Below are 19,291 nucleotides of genomic sequence, written 5' to 3'. Positions count from 1 at the left end.
TTACAACGAAACAACCAGACTTGTAAAAAACAGTGAGTAAATCTGCTCCTTACAACAAGCCATCTAAGAGACAAAAAACAACACCGCTTTTTGCGCATACACAAAAAGCGGCCGTAAAACTGAGTTTACGACCGCTTTAATAAAATAGTTAGACTTATCATATCATGGAAATAGCGCGTAATTTCCTATTATAAATCCTTACTAAATCCCTTATTCTTTATACGAGCGACCTGCTAGAACAGCACTTCCACATAATCAAACGACCAAAACTTTCTTTGTTACTGAGAAAAACTGGAACAAGATGTTTGAGATTGAAATTTTAGACAATTAAAAAACCAAATACCGATCGCTAAAAAACGAAAAGAGCTCTACATAAATTGCTAGAGCTCTTTTTTTTATAAAATTTATCTGCTTAAATAAGCTGTTCCGCTAATTTTCAATGGGTTGTATAAAATTTACCCCAATCTTGTTTCGACTTAACACAAAATCCCATACTGTATCACTATCTTAGTTAATTCTGTCGCATTTTTGGCACGAAACACATTCATGATATTCTTGCGATGGGTATCGACAATGGTAATCCATCTACACCACAAATTCCCGGTTTGGAAAGCAAAAATGTTAAGTTGACAATTACCATTGACGGGGAAGGAAAAAACTATTCCCTCGATTACACATACTAAGAAGCAGTTAATCATCAAAAAAAGGGATTAACCAATGTTAATCCCTTTTTTTGATTGTTATTTTTTAATATCTATATCCCAAAATCAATACCTACTCACCCCATTTGCATCGGTTGTCAGCACTTCTGACATATAATCAAAGAAGGGACGCATGGCTTTAAAAGTACGAATAACTTCATTTTCAAATTGATCACTAAGCACTTCAGCGTCGGTAAAAGACCGCATCACCAAAAATTGTTTTTTACGCAATAGGTCAATGGCTTTATGTTCCTTATCGAATCCCTTTGGTGCTGTTTTGAGTTCTTCACCCGATAATTCTCCAAAATATTTAACAAACTCTGGCGCCTGTACCAGGCTACGCAATTCCGAATCGTCTTGTTCAATATCTTTACGAATACGCAATAAATCTTCTTTATCCGGTTCCCAAAAACCACCACCGACAAATGATTTTCCCGGTTCAATACTGATATAATACCCGCCTCTCAATAAAGGTTTTGTACGTCCGAGATGCAATCCAAAATAATTCTTATACGGAGTTTTATCTTTAGCAAACCGTACATCCCTATAAATGCGATGCACGTGAAAACGCTCTAAATGATCACTTGCCTGCATTTCTTCATAAATGCCTTTAAAAAAGCTTTTAACGTCGTCAAAAACCCGGTCAAATTGGTCTTTATTCTCTAAAAACCAAGGTTTATTATTATTCTGACTTAAATCGTTCAAAAAATTAAAAGCCGTTTCTGGTACTTTATTCATAATTGCGTTATTTTTTTCCAATTTTCTATCTTTTGATCAAGGCGCATAGTCGCATTTGCACCACTAGGAGAGGGTAAAGTTACATACTCGAGTTCTGGTGTTTTTGTAAAATATTTATAAAAGTATTTCTCCGCATTTTTACTGGAGAACACGATGTATTTTATGTTGGGGAATTTACGTAATAGTCCCATTAAATCATTGGGTATTTCACCTTTTATTTTACTATCCAAACTTCCCTGTCTTTCACAGCGCTCCAACACATCCCATAGTGCTAAATCAAACTCCTCCAATAAAATCTTCTTTGATTCGTAATCGGCAGTAAATGTTCTATCGAAAACCTTAAATAAAATTTTCCAAAAATGATTTTGTTTATTACCATAGTATTCTTGGCATTGCAACGATTTTTCACCCGGCATCGTACCCAAAATCAAAATGCGTGAATTCGTTGTAATCAAAGGTGGAAACGAATATTTCATAGAGGCTACTTTAGACAATTTATTACTATTTAAAGTTACGAAAATTATAGTAAACTACGTATTGCTACTGATTTTCAATAGTGAATTAAACCGTTTTTTAATATACGATTTTATATAAATCCCGTGCATTAGCACGCTAAGAAAATTGATTTTTAACAGCCGAATGTAAAGGTAAAAAAAAACCGAACTGTTTCCAGTTCGGTTTTAAAAGGTTATTTTAGTTTAAAATTACTTTACTTCTTCGTAGTCCACATCTTGAGTACCGTCAGCAGCTTGGTTTGGTTGTGCTTCTTGAGCACCTCCAGCTTGACCGTCGGCTTGTGCTTTATACATTTCTTCAGATGCCGCTTTCCAAGCTTCATTGATTTTATCTAATGCCGTTTGAACGGTATCAGCATCTTTCAATTCATAAGCTTTTCTCAACTCTTCCAAAGCTGCTTCGATGTTAGATTTGTTGTCCGCAGATAACTTATCACCAAATTCTGATAATTGTTTTTCTGTTTGGAAAATCATAGCATCCGCTTCGTTGAGTTTCTCTACTTTCTCTCTTATTAATTTATCAGCATCAGCATTAGCTTCTGCTTCTTTTTTCATTCTTTCAATTTCAGCCTCAGTTAATCCTGAAGAAGCTTCGATACGAATATCATGTGATTTACCTGTTCCTTTATCCGTAGCAGATACTTTAATAATTCCGTTAGCATCAATATCAAAAGTTACTTCAATTTGAGGCACACCTCTTTGTGCTGGTGGAATTCCATCTAAATGGAAACGACCAATTGTTTTATTGTCTGTTGCCATCGGTCTTTCACCTTGTAATACGTGGATTTCCACAGAAGGCTGATTGTCCGACGCTGTAGAGAAAACCTGAGATTTTTTGGTTGGAATGGTTGTATTAGACTCGATTAATTTAGTCAATACTCCACCCATAGTCTCAATACCTAAAGAAAGTGGTGTTACGTCTAACAATAAAACGTCTTTTACCTCTCCTGTAAGTACGCCACCTTGTATAGCTGCACCAATAGCAACTACCTCATCTGGGTTTACTCCTTTTGATGGTTTCTTTCCGAAGAATTTCTCCACCTCTTCTTGAATTCTTGGAATACGAGTTGATCCTCCTACTAAGATTACTTCGTCGATATCTGATTTAGATAAACCAGCATCTTTTAAAGCTTTCTCACATGGAATCATTGATCTACGGATCAATTCATCTGCCAATTGTTCAAATTTAGCTCTAGTCAATGTTTTCACTAAGTGTTTTGGTCCAGAAGCAGTTGCTGTAACATACGGCAAGTTGATTTCTGTTTGAGTAGAAGATGACAATTCTACTTTTGCCTTTTCAGCCGCTTCTTTCAAACGTTGTAGAGCCATAGGATCTTTACGTAAGTCTAAACCTTCTTCAGATTCAAACTCAGAAGCCAACCAATTGATAATTACTTGGTCAAAATCATCTCCACCTAAGTGAGTATCACCATTAGTTGACAACACTTCAAAAACTCCATCTCCCAATTCAAGGATAGAAATATCGAAAGTACCACCACCTAAATCGTAAACAACGATTTTTTGATCTGTACCTGCTTTGTCTAATCCATAAGCCAAAGCTGCTGCTGTAGGCTCGTTGATAATACGTCTTACTTTCAATCCAGCAATTTCACCAGCTTCTTTAGTCGCTTGACGTTGTGCATCGTTGAAATAAGCAGGAACTGTAATTACCGCTTCCGTTACTTCTTGTCCTAAGTAATCTTCAGCTGTTTTTTTCATTTTTTGAAGCGTCATTGCAGACAATTCTTGAGGCGTATACAAACGACCATCGATGTCAACACGTGGCGTATCATTATCTCCTTTTACAACTTTATACGGAACATGAGAAATTTCTTGAGAAATTTCACTGAATTTATCCCCCATAAACCTTTTGATAGAAGCTATAGTTTTTGTTGGATTCGTAACTGCTTGTCTTTTTGCAGGATCACCAACTTTGATTTCTCCACCTTCTACAAATGCAATCACAGATGGGGTTGTTCTCTTTCCTTCTGCATTAGGGATTACAACGGCCTCATTACCTTCCATTACAGAAACACATGAATTCGTTGTTCCTAAATCGATTCCAATTATTTTACTCATATTATATTAGTTAAATTATTTTTACTATTTTAAACTCAATTACTAATAGTCAATCTTTATGCCATTACTTTTTTATGATAATCTTGTCATTTATTTTTACAAAATGAATCTGCTAAATGACAATCTGTCACAACTGATTGATTTTATTTAGAATCCAACTAAATAAACCTCCCTAAACTGTCATAAAAAATACTAGAATATAGTTAAGGCCTCTTGCAACTGTATGGATTTTGACTATCTTCGTAATAAAATATCCCCCACAATAATATGGAATGTATTTCAGTCTTTGATATGCTTAAAATTGGAGTTGGTCCATCGAGTTCCCATACGCTGGGTCCTTGGCGGGCTGCGGAATCCTTTTTAAAAGAATTGCACAGCCAACAGATTTTTGCCCAAATCAGTCGAGTTCAAATTGACCTCTATGGTTCGCTATCACTTACTGGAATTGGTCACGCGACCGATTTAGCAGTTATGTTAGGTTTAACGGGAGCCGACCCAGAAACCGTACCAATTCACAGTTTGGACCCTACGATTCAAAGTATAAAAAACGACCAAGTACTTTGCTTGGACAATCAAAAAGAAATTCCCTTTCACATCCAACAAGACATTATCTTCAATAAGGAGTTTTTACCCTTTCATGCCAATGGAATGTCGTTTACGGCCTATTACGAGGACAAACAATATAAAGCGACTTATTATTCTATAGGCGGTGGTTTTATTATTAAAGAAAATCAAATAGAAAACATAGAAAACGAGGCTGTAAAAGGCGCATTCCCTTATCCTATCGATTTGGCAACAGAGCTATTGGCTTATTGTAAGGAACATCAAATGAGCACTTCTGAAATCGTATATGAAAACGAAAAATCTATGCGTTCTGAAGAAGAAATCGATTACCAACTCTTGCGCATTTGGGACACCATGCTTGAGTGTATGTATATCGGCTGTCATAGCGAAGGAATCCTCCCTGGCGGATTAAACGTACGTCGCCGTGCTTTTGACATGCATAAAAAATTAATTGGTGACGGTGTTTACAACAGTCATCAAGAATGGATTACGGCTATTCGAAAAACCAAAGTTTACTTTAGAGAAATATTAAAATGGGTCAGTTGTTTTGCCTTGGCAGTCAACGAAGTCAACGCCTCATTAGGTCGTGTAGTTACTGCGCCTACCAACGGTAGTGCTGGAGTAATTCCAGCTGTATTAATGTATTATTTAGTTATTGAAAACCATAAAGCCGGTCCAAAAGAAATCAAACAGTTTCTATTAGTTGCTGGAGAAATTGGTAGTATCTTTAAAAAAGGAGCTACTATTTCTGCCGCTATGGGAGGATGCCAAGCGGAAATTGGCGTATCCTCTGCTATGGCTGCTGGCGCCCTGTGTGAATTGATGGGCGGATCTCCAGAACAAGTACAAATTGCAGCAGAAATTGCGATGGAGCATCATTTGGGAATGACCTGTGATCCGATAGGAGGATTGGTACAAATACCGTGTATTGAAAGAAACACTATGGGCGCTATCAAGGCGATTAACGCTGCCGAATTGGCTATGGAAACCGATCCTTTAAACGTTAAGGTACCGCTGGACAAAGTGGTTAAAACCATGTGGGAAACCGCTAAAGATATGAATAACAAATATAAGGAAACCTCTGAAGGAGGATTGGCTGTAGCAGTAAACTTAGCAGACTGTTAATTCAGCTAAAACCCTATTTTTAAAAATAAAAAGAACTACTTTTACACATCATTATAAAAGCAAAACACTATGTCAATTGCAAAAAAAGACTATAAAAGAGTGACTACCAAGTCCCTTATAGACATGAAAGCTCATGGAGAAAAAATCTCTATGCTTACTTGTTATGACTATTCTATGGCTCGCGCATTAGAAGCGGGAGGTGTAGATGTGATGTTGGTTGGAGATTCTGCAAGTAATGTTATGGCCGGCCACGAGACGACCTTACCCATAACCTTAGATCAAATGATTTATCACGCATCGTCAGTAGTACGTGGCGTTGAAAGAGCTTTGGTTATAGTAGATTTGCCTTTTGGATCCTATCAATCCGATCCGAAAGAAGCCTTGCGTTCTGCTATTCGAATTATGAAAGAAAGCGGTGCTCACGGTGTTAAAATGGAAGGTGGACAAGAAATTAAAGAAGGTATTAAGCGCATTTTAGGCGCTGGAATTCCCGTTATGGGACATTTGGGCTTAACACCTCAATCCATTTATAAATTCGGTACCTATACCGTTCGCGCTAAAGGCGATGAAGAAGCGGATCAGTTACTAGAAGATGCTAAAATGTTAGAGAAAATCGGATGTTTTGGTCTGGTGCTTGAAAAAATACCGGCTAGTCTAGCTAAAAAAGTTGCCGAGAGTATTTCGATTCCCGTTATTGGAATTGGAGCTGGTAATGGTGTAGATGGACAAGTTTTAGTTACCCATGATATGATTGGATTAACCCATGAGTTTAATCCGCGTTTCTTGAGAAGATACCTAAACGTATATGATCAAATGAAAGAAGCGGTACAACAATATGTGGCTGATGTAAAATCAGTGGATTTCCCCAACGAAAATGAACAATATTAAAAACACTTAATTCCGATACAAATATCCTTAGTTCACTAAGGATATTTTGGTTTAAGAACCTAATCCAGTCTCGTGAACAATTGGTTTATAAAAAACAAACCAATTCAGCCAGGTAAAGTATACAGGTAAATCACTTTACCTTATATAACCTCAACAACTATTTCTATGAAAATTCTTTCCACACCAGATAATTTACAAATCCTATTTGAAGATAATCATCTTATAGTTATTAACAAAAGAGTTGGTGATATCTCTCAAGGCGATCAAACGGGCGACCTCCCATTGAGTGAAGTCGTAAAGCTCTATATCAAAAAAAAGTACAACAAACCCGGAGCTGTTTTCTTAGGCGTTGTACATCGATTAGACAGGCCCACTTCTGGATTGATTGTCTTTGCAAAAACATCAAAAGCCCTGACGCGTTTAAACGAATCATTTAAAAAAAGAGAGACTCAGAAAACCTACTGGGCTATTGTAAAAAACATCCCTGAAAAACCGTCAGCTACGCTGGAACACTATCTGGTTCGAAACCCAAAAAATAATACATCTAAAGCACATATCAAAGAAGTACCCGAAAGTAAAAAAGCCAGTTTAACCTATACATTAATTCAAAAACTTGATCGTTACGGCGTATTGGAAATTGATTTACACACGGGAAGACACCATCAAATTCGCGCACAACTCGCGCTGATCGGTTCGTCAATAAAGGGCGATTTAAAATACGGTTTTGACCGTAGCAATCCCGATGGAGGAATCCATCTCCACGCCAGAAAACTGCGATTTGAACATCCGGTAACTAAAGAAATAATATCCATTATTGCACCAACGCCTCCTGATGTCTTGTGGAACTTGGTAAAATAAACACCGATAATCAATGCCATTTTACAACAATAAGGCTATCATAACGATAGCCTTATTGTTGTAAAACATATTGCTTTTATCCCCATCTCTATAAAACTACCTAGCACACAACTAATTCCCCTAGTTAAACTGTAAAAACACCCAAAATTAGGTCTTTACATCCTAATACATTACCCTCCTTTATCTATATACCGTAACCTTCAAATACCCGGTCTCGATCCTTCTTTAGCTAACGGAGACTGTAATTTTCTTCTGCATCATAATTAATGGACTGATTTTTCAGAACCGTAGAACTCCCTAAATTGACAAAACGATTAGTATTTCGGCTCAAAAAAACTATAAGTACATTATTGTTCGTTTTTTTTTAGAATAATTTTAATCGTAAAACAAACGAGCTAAACACCTTATTATCTGACAATTATCATATAAAGTGGTTTTAATAAAAAATAACTTTGGTTTATAAAACTACTGTATATGGCGATTATAACTACCAGGATTTTTTTTATAGTACTACTACTAACTAATATATCACTCTGTATGAGTTGTATTGAAAAAGAGGAACCCAAACAGGAAATCTATCCTACTATCATTGTTGGAATTCCAGGTGAAGAGCCCAAAGAAAAACCAAAAGAATTGGTTTCTTCTAGTGTCGCAGCCTCAGAAAAAATAGATTTAGAGAACAAGGGGGTTGGTCCCATAAAGACAGTAACATTAGAAGCCATTAATGCCGGTTTAGTAGAAAAGGGTCAGGAAATTTTTAAAATGATGTGTACTGCATGTCACAAACCTGAAAAAAGATTTATAGGGCCTGCACCTAAAGGGATTTTACTGAGACGAAGCCCAGAATGGGTGATGAACATGATTTTAAATCCCGAAAATATGATTAAAGACGATTTGTTAGCCAAAGAACTTCTTATGGAGTTTAATGGTGCACCTATGGCCAATCAAAATTTAACCGAAGAAGAAGCACGAGCGGTATTAGAATACTTTAGAAGTTTATAAAGTTGCTGCCTCGTTGAGCTATTAATAGGTCTTAATTTTAATATATACATTATGAAAAAAGTTTTAAGAGTATCCATTTTGTGTGCTGTTTTAGGGCTTTTGGTAAGTAGTTGTAACAAACAAAAATCAACTAGTTCCAAAGGAGCCTTAAGCTCCAACGCTGCAGAACGCGTATATGTAGCACCGGGAGAATACGATGAATATTACGGTTTTTTCTCAGGAGGATTTAGCGGGCAGCTTTCCGTTTATGGGTTACCATCAGGAAGGCTTTTTAAAGTAATTTCGGTCTTTTCTCAAGATCCAGAAACAGCCTATGGTTATAGTGAAGAGACCAAACCGATGTTAATGACATCTCACGGGTTTATTCCTTGGGACGATTCCCATCATCCTGATATTTCACAAACCAATGGGGAATTGGACGGCAGGTGGATTTTTATCAACGGTAATAATACTCCACGAATTGCTCGAATCGATTTAGAAGATTTTAGTACAGCAGAAATCTTAGAAATTCCGAATAGCGCTGGTAACCACAGTTCTTCTTTTGTTACTGAAAACACGGAGTACGTGGTTGCAGGAACTCGTTTTTCAGTTCCTATTCCCCAGCGCGATATGCCTATTAAGGACTATAAAGGAAATTTTAAAGGATCACTATCCTTTATTAGTGTCGATCCAAAATCTGGTGAAATGGATTTATCCTTTCAAATTATGATGCCTGGCTTTAATTATGATTTAGCACATCCAGGTCGTGGAAAATCGCACGGTTGGTTTTTCTTTACCACATATAATACGGAAGAAGCTCATAGTCTGTTAGAAGTTAATTCGTCTCAGAACGATAAAGATTTTATAGCTGCCATCAATTGGAAAAAAGCGGAAGAATACATTAAAGCGGGAAAGGGTAAAAAACAAGCAGCCAGATATGCTCATAACAAACATAACAATGCAACACATACGGCTACTTCAACTATAAAAGAAGAAGTCTTAATCCTCGATGCCAGTGAATTACCTGGATTAGTCTATTTATTACCAACACCAAAATCACCACATGGCTGTGATGTTGATCCGTCTGGAGAATATATTATTGGGAACGGAAAATTATCGGCCAATCTTACCGTGCACTCTTTTACGAAAATGCTAAAAGCCATTGAAGAAAAACGATTTGATGGGGAGGCTTACGGTATTCCTATCCTAAACTTTGACGAAGTTTTGGCAGGTGTGGTAGAACAACCGGGCTTGGGTCCTTTACACACCGAATTTGATGGTAAGGGAAATGCTTATACCACTTTTTTCATCTCATCTGAAGTTGTAAAATGGAAATTGGGGACTTGGGAAGTTGTAGACAGAAAACCGACTTATTATTCGGTAGGTCACTTAATGATCCCCGGAGGCAACTCGGCTAAGCCAGATGGAAAGTATCTTGTAGCCATGAACAAAATAACCAAAGACAGGTATTTGCCGGTAGGTCCTGATATGAATCACTCTGCACAGTTATATGATATTTCAGGGGACAAAATGGAGTTGCTACTCGATTTCCCAACCATTGGAGAGCCACACTATGCTGCGGCAATAAAAGCGGATAAAATCATGCATAAATCGAGACAGATTTATAAACTAAATGAAAACAAACACGCCTATTTTACAAAATCTGCTGCAGACGCCAAAGTGGTTCGAAATGGAAAAGATGTACATGTTTACATGACCATGATACGCAGTCACTTTACTCCCGATAATATAGAAGGTGTTAAAGTCGGTGACAAAGTATATTTTCACGTAACTAACTTAGAACAAGATTTTGATGTGCCTCATGGTATCAGTATGCTTGGAGCGACTACTACTGAGCTGTTAATTTCTCCTGGTAAAACCGAAACTTTTGTATGGGAACCCAAACAAGTTGGTGTATGGCCTTTCTATTGTACCGACTTCTGCTCGGCACTTCATCAAGAAATGCAAGGTTACGTTAGAGTATCTCCAGCAAATTCCAATATAGAATTATCTTGGTCTTTAGACGATGAATAGTTTAAAACACAACAAAAATGGTAAAATCTAGTATATTAATGATTCTTGGGTCTGCCATATTATTGGGATTATTTGTTTTTCCTCTATGGAACATCATGTTAGGTGCACCACAATATCCTGTACCCTTAGGTATGAATATCCACATTACTGGAATATCCGGAGTAAGTGAATTTGACCTTCAAAACATAGACGGTTTAAACCACTATATAGGAATGCAAACAATCCCAAAAACAGAAGAAATGGTGGAATTTAAAATTTTTCCCATCGTAATAGCTACTATGAGTTTAATTGGAATTGCATTAGGTGTTGCCGGGTTATACGCTAAAGCAAAACCCTCTTATTTTCTAATTTGGCTTGTAGTAATGAGTATCTTAAGCTGTATAGGAATGTATGATTTTAATTTATGGTTAACCGAATATGGAACCAACTTAGATCCGCAAGCCATCATGAAAATGGTAGATGCACAAGGAAATCCATTAAGCTATAAACCTCCCCTGATGGGACATCGGAAAATTTTAAATTTTGATGCCTATTCTTATCCACATACAGGTGCTTACCTTATGATGGTTGCTTTAATTTTAGTTTTGACATCCTACTTTATAGGTAAAAGAGCCCTAAAAAATGAATAAAAGTTTATTAATTCTATTACTTAGCACTTGCTTACTAGGTGCTTGCAGCAAAAAACCACAACCGATCACGTATGGACGTGACGGTTGTGACTTTTGCCGTATGACGATTGTTGATAAAGGTCACGCGGCACAACTTGTAACTCAAAAAGGCAAAAATTATAAGTTTGATGCCATCGAGTGTTTGGTACACTATCTAGCCGACAAAGAGCAATCCAATTACTCTCATATACTGGTGGCATCACTTAATGAACCCGGAATATTGCTCCCGCACACCGAAGCAGTATTTATTATTTCCAAAAAAATACCCAGTCCGATGGGTGCTTTTCTATCGGCTGTAAGGGTTGGTGAAGATGCCGACGACATCATCGATAAAAACGGAGGTAGCCTGTATAATTGGGAAGAACTAAACAAGGTATTAAATCCCTAATAAACGTTATAAAAGTCACTTACAAACATCAAAATACAAACTATTGAAATCGATTTATAGTATTATTATATGCGTATTTTTATTTTTTCATCCTTTGACTATTTTCTCTAAAACTATTGAAGTTGGTCCAAATTGTAAACATACTAACCTACAAGAAGCCATAAAAACAGCAAAGGCATACGACACTATTATAGTAAAAAAAGGCACTTATAGAGAAGTCGAAATCCGAATTGACAAAGCCCTAACTATTACAGCAGAAACGGGAGCGATTATCGATGGAGAAGAAAAAGGTGAAATCATAATCATCACGGCAGACGATGTTGTTGTTGACGGATTTACCATTATAAATGTCGGTACCAGTTATATCAAAGACTATGCAGCCATACGCGTTCGCGGAAGTAAAAACTTTGTCATTTCAAATAACCTTATCAAAAACTTGTTTTTTGGAATTTATATAGAAAAATCTAAGAACGGTAGAATTGTCCATAATAAAATATACGGCAAAGCCCTCAATGAATTTAATTCCGGCAATGGAATCCAATTGTGGTATAGCAACCAAATAGAAATAGACAACAATTTAGTATTGCAAGTACGCGACGGTATTTATTTGGAATTTTCAAACTACTGTACTATCACCAACAACCAAAGTATGAAAAACGTGCGCTATGGTTTGCATTTTATGTTTTCTAACAACGATTTTGTACGTGGTAATACTTTTGACAACAATGGCGCTGGAGTCGCTATAATGTTTTCCAAAGACATGAAAATGTCTCACAATACATTTAAAAACAACTGGGGCTCGGCCGCATACGGCGTGTTGCTAAAGGAAGTCAATGATACCAAAATACACAACAATCTTTTTTATAAAAACACTACCGGAATCAACATAGAGGGATCCAATAGAGTCGCATATTATAACAATGATTTTACGAGTAACGGCTGGGCTATTAATTCAAGAGGTGCCAATTACTACAACAAAATAAACCACAACAATTTTATGCACAATTCTTTTGATGTCGTTTATCACGGTGGCCTTAATCACAATTCTTTTAATTCTAATTATTGGAGCAACTACACGGGATATGACTTAAATAAAGATGGCATTGGAGATGTCCCCTATCGACCAGTAAAACTATTCTCTTATATAGTCAATAGAACTCCCGAAGCCATTTTATTTCTAAGAAGTCTATTTGTAGATATTATCGATTTTTCCGAAAAAGTATCTCCTGTATTTACTCCAGACCATTTGACTGATGCCGAACCACTAATGAAGAAAATAAAACATGATTAAAATTGAGAAACTCCATAAAAAATTCGGTCAAAATCAAGTACTGAAAGGAATTGATTTGGACATAGATCCAGCCAGTGTTTGCGCCATATTAGGCCCTAATGGTTCCGGTAAAACGACCTTGACTAAATGCATATTAGGTATGGTTTTCCCAGATTCGGGTCAGGTTTATTTTAATGGCAAATCGATTTATAAACAGTGGGAATATCGACAAGAAATTGATTATTTGCCACAAATTGCCAATTTCCCCAACAATCTTACTGTCCAAGAATTAATTACAATGATTAAGGATTTGCGTAACACTACAACAAGCAAGGAAAAAGAACTAATTGAAGTCTTTAGACTGACTCCTTTTCTTTACAAAAAACTAAGCAATTTATCTGGTGGAACCAAACAAAAGGTCAACCTGCTGCTCACTTTTATGTTTGACAGCCCTGTATTGATACTCGACGAACCGACAACGGGTTTGGATCCTGCAGCATTAATAGTATTAAAACAGCTGATTACTCTGGAAAAAGCGAAAGGAAAAACCATATTGGTAACCTCTCATATCATGAGCTTTGTCGAAGAAATTGCGGAGGAAATCATCTTTATACTCGAAGGGAAAATTTATTTTAAAGGAACCATATCCGCCTTAAAGACATCTACCAACCAAACTAATTTTGAACAGGCAATCGCCTCAATACTAACCAATCATTAAATTATGCTTAAAATACTCAAATACAGCTTTTACGATTTGATACGCAGTCGATGGAGTTACATCTATTTTCTCTTTTATTTATTGTTGGGCTTTGTTTTGCTTTTTCTAAACAACGACCTATCCAAAGCTGTCATTACTTTGATGAATGTAATTGTGATACTAGTACCATTAATAGGTACTTTGTTTGGTGTGATGTATTATTACGACTCCAAAGAATTCACAGAGTTGTTGTTGGCACAACCCCTAAAGAGATCTTCCATTTTTTTAGGTCAATATTTGGGCGTTGCCCTATCTTTATCCATGAGTTTGGTTATCGGTTTAGGAATACCGTTTATATTTTACGGATTGTTAGAATCTAATGCCATTTGGGATTTCTCCTTATTGTTACTTATCGGCATTTTTCTAACCGCAATTTTTACGGCGCTTTCCTATAATATTGCCCTATCCAATGAAAATAAAATTAAAGGATTTGGACTTTCTATATTAATGTGGTTGTTTTTAGCCGTGATATACGACGGTATTTTTTTAATATCGCTAATTATTTTTGGCGACTACCCCTTGGAAAATGTTTCCCTAATAGGAACGCTCTTTAATCCAATTGACCTCTCTAGGATTTTAATCCTCTTAAAATTAGATATTTCTGCTTTGCTCGGTTACACTGGAGCTTTATTTAGAAATTTTTTCGGAAATATCTCAGGATTTTTTATCTCCTTAACCTCCTTACTGCTCTGGGTAATTTTACCCGTTTTGAGAATAGGTTATATATCGAATAAAAAAGATTTCTAAAACCCTTACTATACAAGTACTTAAGCTCATTTACAACAAACCCACACTGTGAATACATCAATATTTTAGCTTTAGCATTATTTAATATTTTAGTTTTTACAAAAAAGCTCTACATGTAGAGCAACCAATTCATTATTTGTTTAAATTTATTAAAAAAACAACTTATGAAATGGAGAGGTTCAGAAGAAAGTAAAAATGTCACCGACCGACGGGGAATGTCTGGCGGGGGAAAAGCAGTACTAGGCGGTGGAGTTATCGGGATTGTTATACTGTTAATTAATCTTTTTGGCGGCGAATCAGTACAACAATTGACCCCCATTTTAGAGCAATTTAATCAAGGTAGTTCAACCACGACAGAGGAAACCCGTACAAGAACATTAACCCAACAAGAGGTAGAAATGGGCCAAATGGTCAAAGTGGTTTTTCGCTATACAGAAGTCACGTGGAGTCAAATCTTTAAAGAACACAACAAAACCTACCGTGAACCTAAAATGGAATTGTTTGAAAACAACATCAATACCCAATGTGGAGCAGCTACAGCGGATGTAGGTCCGTTTTACTGTCCGGCAGATGAAACGGTTTATATGGATCTCAATTTTTTTAAAGAATTACACAGCCGATTTGGAGCAAAAGAAGGCGATTTTGCTATCGCTTACGTCATTGCTCACGAAGTTGGACATCACATACAAACCTTATTAGGTACCTCTAATGAAGTTCGAAAACTACAGAGTAAAACCGATACCAAAGGCGCTAATAAACTATCCGTTGCCTTAGAGTTGCAAGCCGATTTTTATGCGGGAGTATGGGCAAAACACAATCAGAAATACCTAGATGCAGGCGATATAGAAATTGCACTTAGCGCAGCCCAAGCCGTTGGTGACGACGCCATCCAAAAGCGTACTCAAGGACAAGTTACACCAGACTCTTTTACGCACGGGACATCTGCCCAGCGAAAAGAATGGTTTATGAAAGGGTATAATACCGGAGATATCACCCAGGGTGATACCTTTAATGCTTTAAAATAACAAAAGAAATTAAACCGAATCAGCGTCTGCAAATACATTTGTTTACGCTGATTCTTTGTTTTTAAATTAGTATTTTTGTCGCTTAAATTTAACTGAGCCAAAAAATACGCCTTCATGAAAGATATTCAAAAAAGATTAAACACAATTCAAACTGATGGAATTGAGATTTCGACTTTTAAATTATTAAGTGAAGCCAGTAAAATTTATCCCAAAATAGCATTGATGGCAGGACTTGCAACACTATTAGTGGGAATTATCTGTTCTATTCTATTTAGTATCGGTTTATTTTTATATACTCAAGAACCGAAGGTGATGGTATCGCTATTAACAAATTTTGACCCGCTTTTCTTATCCTTTGACGGATTGATTACCTACACTTTAGCCCTGAGCATAGGAACAGGAATTTCGGCAATATTTAGTGCTGGTTTTGTAAAAATGGCTGCAGATGCCTACCAAGATAAGCTCGTTTTGTTAACTACCACTTTCACCTATTTTAAAACTAAAGCCTGCTTACAATTGTTTGCAGCACATTTTGTGATTACCTTGCTTTTTACTGTTTTATCATTATACCTACAGCTGCAAAATTTACAATATGTAGCTTTGGGAATCAATTGGCTGGTAAGTTCATTGACCGTATTGGTAACTCCTTTAATTATCTTTGGGAATCTATCTGCTTTTTCAGCGATCAAACACAGCGTTGATATCGTCAACAAACAACCTTTACAAATAATTGCACTATTGCTGTTTAGCAGCCTTTTAGCCGGTGCTGGTTTATTATTATTTATAGTAGGTGTCATCTTTACCTTACCGTTTATCTATTGCGTTTATTTTATACTTTATCAAAACACTGTAGGCTATGTTGACGAAACTAAATAATCACATCCAACCTTCACGGTCCAAGCTGCGGTATTGAATTGCTTCGGCTATATGATGGGATTCTACGGTAGAAACCCCCTCTAAATCGGCTATAGTCCGCGATACCTTTAAAATTCTATCGTAGGCCCTAGCGGATAAATTTAAGCGCTGCATGGCCTCTTTTAGCAAATCTAAGGAAGTCTCACTCAGGGCACAGAACTCTCGAATTAAGGCATTTGACATCTGTGCATTATAATGTATACCCGAAATTTCGCTATAGCGGTCGGATTGAATTACTCTTGCCTTAATCACCCGTTTTCGAATGGCCTCACTAGGTTCGGACAAGTGGGGCTCTGCCAATTTTTCAAAGGGTACTGGATTTACTTCTATATGTATGTCGATACGATCCAACAACGGACCAGATATTTTACTCAAATACCTTTGTATTTCCAAAGGGCTTGATTGTACAGGTGCATCTGAATCTTTAAAATAACCTGTCGGACTCGGATTCATACTAGCGACTAACATAAACGAAGACGGATAAGTAATGGTGAACTTGGCACGAGCAATCGTTACCTCTCGATCTTCCAACGGCTGACGCATTACTTCCAAAACCTCTCTTTTAAACTCTGGCAATTCATCCAAAAATAAAACACCGTTATGCGCCAACGAAATTTCTCCCGGCTGTGGATAACTGCCTCCTCCTACTAGTGAGACCGATGAAGCTGTATGGTGTGGATTTCGAAACGGGCGATGCCTCATCAGTCCCATATCCTTAACCCTTCCTACAACACTGTGAATTTTGGTTGTTTCCAAAGCCTCGTCTAAGGTCATGGGTGGTAATATACTGGGCAACCTCTTGGCCAACATGGTTTTTCCTGATCCCGGAGGGCCGATTAAAATAATATTATGTCCTCCTGCTGCGGCTATTTCCATACAGCGCTTTATGCTTTCCTGACCTTTCACTTCTTTAAAATCCATACCTTCGTACTGCTGCTGTACTTGCTCAAAAGTGGCTTTTAAATCTATAACAGTTGGTTCTAAAACGAGCTTTTCTTCAAAAAAATCAATAACTTCCTGTATGCTATCAACCCCGTAAACCGTCAATCCATCAACTATTGCAGCCTCTAAGGCATTATCTTTAGGTAAAATCACACCTTTAAACCCCTCTAATTTAGCTTGAATAGCTATCGGCAAAGCTCCTTTTATCGGCTGCAAACCACCGTCTAATGACAGTTCGCCCATAATGATATACTCCTTTTGAGTAGTAGTCCTGATTTGTTTGGAATCCATCAAGATACCCACAGCCAAAGTTAAATCGTATGCAGACCCCTCCTTTCTAAGATCGGCTGGTGCCATATTCACTATAATCTTTCGTCCCGGCCATTTGTAGCCGTTATTTTTTAAAGCCGCCGCTATTCGATAACTACTCTCCTTAATTGCATTATCGGGTAAACCTACCAAGTGATAACCGATACCTTGTCCCATACTCACCTCTACAGTAATCGTTGAAGCTTCGATACCAAAAACGGCACTACCATATATTTTTGTAATCATAAACCGCACCTTTTTAATAAACTAAAAACACCATGGTTTTTTAAAAAGCTTTATCAATTCGTTGATAAATTATAAAAAACAAACAAACTCTTGTAGAACAGCTCTACGGTTCGAGAACAATGTGCACAAAGAGCACCACTTTTTAAAAACGACCTAAATATCGCTTTCCATTATTTCAAAAATAAACATAAAACATTAACAAACAACTATTTAACATATTGTTTTTTTATAAAAATCCAAATGGATTATCCTTTTTTACCAATTAATATCCTCGTGGCACTGTGATTGAATATAGCCCTATAGCGCGATCGAAATCTCGCTACTTTATATTTTAACTCCGAAACATCACACGCCATACCATGATAACAAAAAATAAAAATATAATCGTTGGTCTTTCCTCTCTCTTATTAATTGGAACACTAATAAGTCTTAGCAGATGTAATATGATTACACCCAAACCAGTGGATCCCAAAGAAAACGCATTGTCTTTACCCGTTATAAAAATCGATACCGCTACGGCGATAACCGTAAAGAATTACATTGGCAATATTGAGGGTAAAATCAATGTAGAAATACGTCCTCAAGTAGAAGGTTCTCTCGACAAAATATTTGTAGATGAGGGAGCTTTTGTCAAAGAAGGACAAGCTTTATTTCAAATCAATCCCATGCCGTATCAAGAAATTTTAAACAACGCTATTGCCAATGAAAACGTTGAGAAAGCCAAATTAAAAAATGCTCGACTGGAGATTGACCGACTGAAGCCCCTTATTGACAACGAAGTCATTGCCGAAGTGCAATTGGAAACGGCAAAGTCCAATTATGAAATTGCCAAAGCGTCACTTGCTAAAGCTACCGCTGCCGTAGGTAGCGCTAAAATCAATCTCGAATATACCTTAATCAAAGCTACTGTTAGCGGTTATATCGGTAGAATTCCGAAGCGAATCGGTAATTTAGTAGCTAAAAACGATAATCAACCTTTAACGGTATTATCCGATGTTAGCGATGTTTATGTCTATTTTGGCATGAGTGAATCCGATTTTTTATATTTTACCAAAGACGCTCAAAAGGCAGACACGGCACGTATAACCTCATCGGGACAAATCTTACCCGAGGTTTCATTAATCTTAGCAGACGGTCATGAATACGGTGAAAAAGGTGTCGTAGATGCCATCGACGGTCAAGTTAACCGCAGTACGGGTGCCATCTCCTTGCGCGCCACGTTCCCAAACTCCAAAGACGTTATGCGATCAGGTAACACCGGTACGGTAAAACTACAAGAGTCTCGTAATCATGTCATTTTAGTACCTCAGGTTGCTACCACAGCAATACAAGACAAAACCTTCGTATATCTTTTAGATTCCGAAAGCAAAGTAAAACTACAAGCCATCACTACCGATGGCACCTCTGGTGATAATTACATCGTGAGTAGCGGCTTACAACGCGGAGATATTGTGATAAAAACCGGATTTGATAAATTAACTGAAGGCATGTACGTCAAACCACAATTATAACGCTCTTCCTCGATTAGAAAAACTTTCTTT

At 37.0% G+C, this 19,291-nt stretch carries 17 protein-coding genes; 13 read left to right on the top strand and 4 right to left on the bottom strand.

Annotated elements, in window-relative coordinates:
• Positions 1 to 767 precede the first annotated feature (767 nt).
• From KO524_RS09835 to dnaK, 3 genes are all read right to left on the bottom strand, one after another.
• Positions 768 to 1,439 carry a DUF2461 domain-containing protein gene (locus KO524_RS09835; RefSeq protein WP_219293480.1) on the bottom strand — a complete coding sequence of 224 codons (672 nt, stop codon included), beginning with the start codon at positions 1,437 to 1,439 and terminating at the stop codon, positions 768 to 770.
• On the bottom strand, positions 1,436 to 1,915 hold the full coding sequence (locus tag KO524_RS09830; RefSeq protein ID WP_219293478.1) for a DNA-deoxyinosine glycosylase: 480 nt from the start codon (positions 1,913 to 1,915) through the stop codon (positions 1,436 to 1,438). Before KO524_RS09830 ends, KO524_RS09835 begins: the two co-directional genes overlap by 4 nt.
• 228 nt (positions 1,916 to 2,143) lie before the next feature.
• Positions 2,144 to 4,033, bottom strand: a complete 1,890-nt coding sequence (dnaK, locus tag KO524_RS09825) for a molecular chaperone DnaK (RefSeq protein ID WP_219293476.1) — start codon at positions 4,031 to 4,033, stop codon at positions 2,144 to 2,146.
• Between the two features lie 267 nt (positions 4,034 to 4,300).
• Here dnaK and KO524_RS09820 point away from each other — a divergent pair, with 267 nt between their 5' ends.
• The 12 genes from KO524_RS09820 to KO524_RS09765 all read left to right on the top strand — a co-directional run bounded on the left by KO524_RS09820 (position 4,301) and on the right by KO524_RS09765 (position 16,214).
• Positions 4,301 to 5,722: an L-serine ammonia-lyase gene (locus KO524_RS09820; RefSeq protein ID WP_219293474.1), complete on the top strand. Its 1,422-nt coding sequence runs from the start codon at positions 4,301 to 4,303 to the stop codon at positions 5,720 to 5,722.
• Between the two features lie 69 nt (positions 5,723 to 5,791).
• Entirely contained in the window at positions 5,792 to 6,610 is an 819-nt protein-coding gene (panB, locus tag KO524_RS09815; RefSeq protein WP_219293472.1) for a 3-methyl-2-oxobutanoate hydroxymethyltransferase, read from the top strand.
• Between the two features lie 165 nt (positions 6,611 to 6,775).
• Positions 6,776 to 7,468: an RluA family pseudouridine synthase gene (locus tag KO524_RS09810; protein ID WP_219293470.1), complete on the top strand. Its 693-nt coding sequence runs from the start codon at positions 6,776 to 6,778 to the stop codon at positions 7,466 to 7,468.
• A gap of 537 nt (positions 7,469 to 8,005) precedes the next feature.
• Positions 8,006 to 8,470, top strand: coding sequence for a cytochrome c (locus KO524_RS09805; RefSeq protein WP_255555225.1), 465 nt, complete (start codon positions 8,006 to 8,008; stop codon positions 8,468 to 8,470).
• A 51-nt stretch (positions 8,471 to 8,521) separates the two neighbouring features.
• The gene (nosZ, locus tag KO524_RS09800) at positions 8,522 to 10,483 is read left to right on the top strand and encodes a Sec-dependent nitrous-oxide reductase (protein WP_219293459.1); all 1,962 of its coding nucleotides are present in this window, start codon (positions 8,522 to 8,524) and stop codon (positions 10,481 to 10,483) included.
• A gap of 17 nt (positions 10,484 to 10,500) precedes the next feature.
• Complete coding sequence (locus KO524_RS09795; RefSeq protein WP_219293457.1) at positions 10,501 to 11,112, top strand: hypothetical protein; 612 nt, start codon at positions 10,501 to 10,503, stop codon at positions 11,110 to 11,112.
• Positions 11,105 to 11,539, top strand: a complete 435-nt coding sequence (locus KO524_RS09790) for a nitrous oxide reductase accessory protein NosL (protein WP_219293455.1) — start codon at positions 11,105 to 11,107, stop codon at positions 11,537 to 11,539. Before KO524_RS09795 ends, KO524_RS09790 begins: the two co-directional genes overlap by 8 nt.
• Before the next feature lie 52 nt (positions 11,540 to 11,591).
• Complete coding sequence (locus KO524_RS09785) at positions 11,592 to 12,830, top strand: nitrous oxide reductase family maturation protein NosD (protein ID WP_370629727.1); 1,239 nt, start codon at positions 11,592 to 11,594, stop codon at positions 12,828 to 12,830.
• Positions 12,823 to 13,527 carry an ABC transporter ATP-binding protein gene (locus KO524_RS09780; RefSeq protein WP_219293453.1) on the top strand — a complete coding sequence of 235 codons (705 nt, stop codon included), beginning with the start codon at positions 12,823 to 12,825 and terminating at the stop codon, positions 13,525 to 13,527. The genes KO524_RS09785 and KO524_RS09780 overlap by 8 nt, the downstream gene beginning before the upstream one ends.
• 3 nt (positions 13,528 to 13,530) lie before the next feature.
• A complete protein-coding gene (locus KO524_RS09775) occupies positions 13,531 to 14,313 on the top strand; it encodes an ABC transporter permease (protein ID WP_219293451.1) in 783 nt (260 codons plus the stop codon).
• Positions 14,314 to 14,477: 164 nt separating this feature from the next.
• A complete protein-coding gene (locus tag KO524_RS09770; protein WP_219293450.1) occupies positions 14,478 to 15,338 on the top strand; it encodes a neutral zinc metallopeptidase in 861 nt (286 codons plus the stop codon).
• Between the two features lie 114 nt (positions 15,339 to 15,452).
• Positions 15,453 to 16,214 carry a hypothetical protein gene (locus KO524_RS09765; protein WP_219293448.1) on the top strand — a complete coding sequence of 254 codons (762 nt, stop codon included), beginning with the start codon at positions 15,453 to 15,455 and terminating at the stop codon, positions 16,212 to 16,214.
• Here the strand turns inward: KO524_RS09765 and KO524_RS09760 are convergent, their stop codons facing one another.
• Positions 16,215 to 17,750, bottom strand: coding sequence for a YifB family Mg chelatase-like AAA ATPase (locus KO524_RS09760; RefSeq protein WP_219293446.1), 1,536 nt, complete (start codon positions 17,748 to 17,750; stop codon positions 16,215 to 16,217).
• Positions 17,751 to 18,193: 443 nt separating this feature from the next.
• Between KO524_RS09760 and KO524_RS09755 the strand changes: the two genes are divergently transcribed.
• Positions 18,194 to 19,261 (top strand): efflux RND transporter periplasmic adaptor subunit, encoded by a 1,068-nt coding sequence (locus KO524_RS09755; protein WP_255555224.1) that lies wholly within the window; start codon positions 18,194 to 18,196, stop codon positions 19,259 to 19,261.
• Positions 19,262 to 19,291: the final 30 nt, after the last annotated feature.

The sequence above is a fragment of the Flavobacterium sp. NKUCC04_CG genome, from assembly GCF_019345525.1.
Classification (GTDB): domain Bacteria; phylum Bacteroidota; class Bacteroidia; order Flavobacteriales; family Flavobacteriaceae; genus Flavobacterium.
Note: the sequence above shows the minus strand (reverse complement) of the source record. Positions and strands in the feature narration are given on the sequence as shown.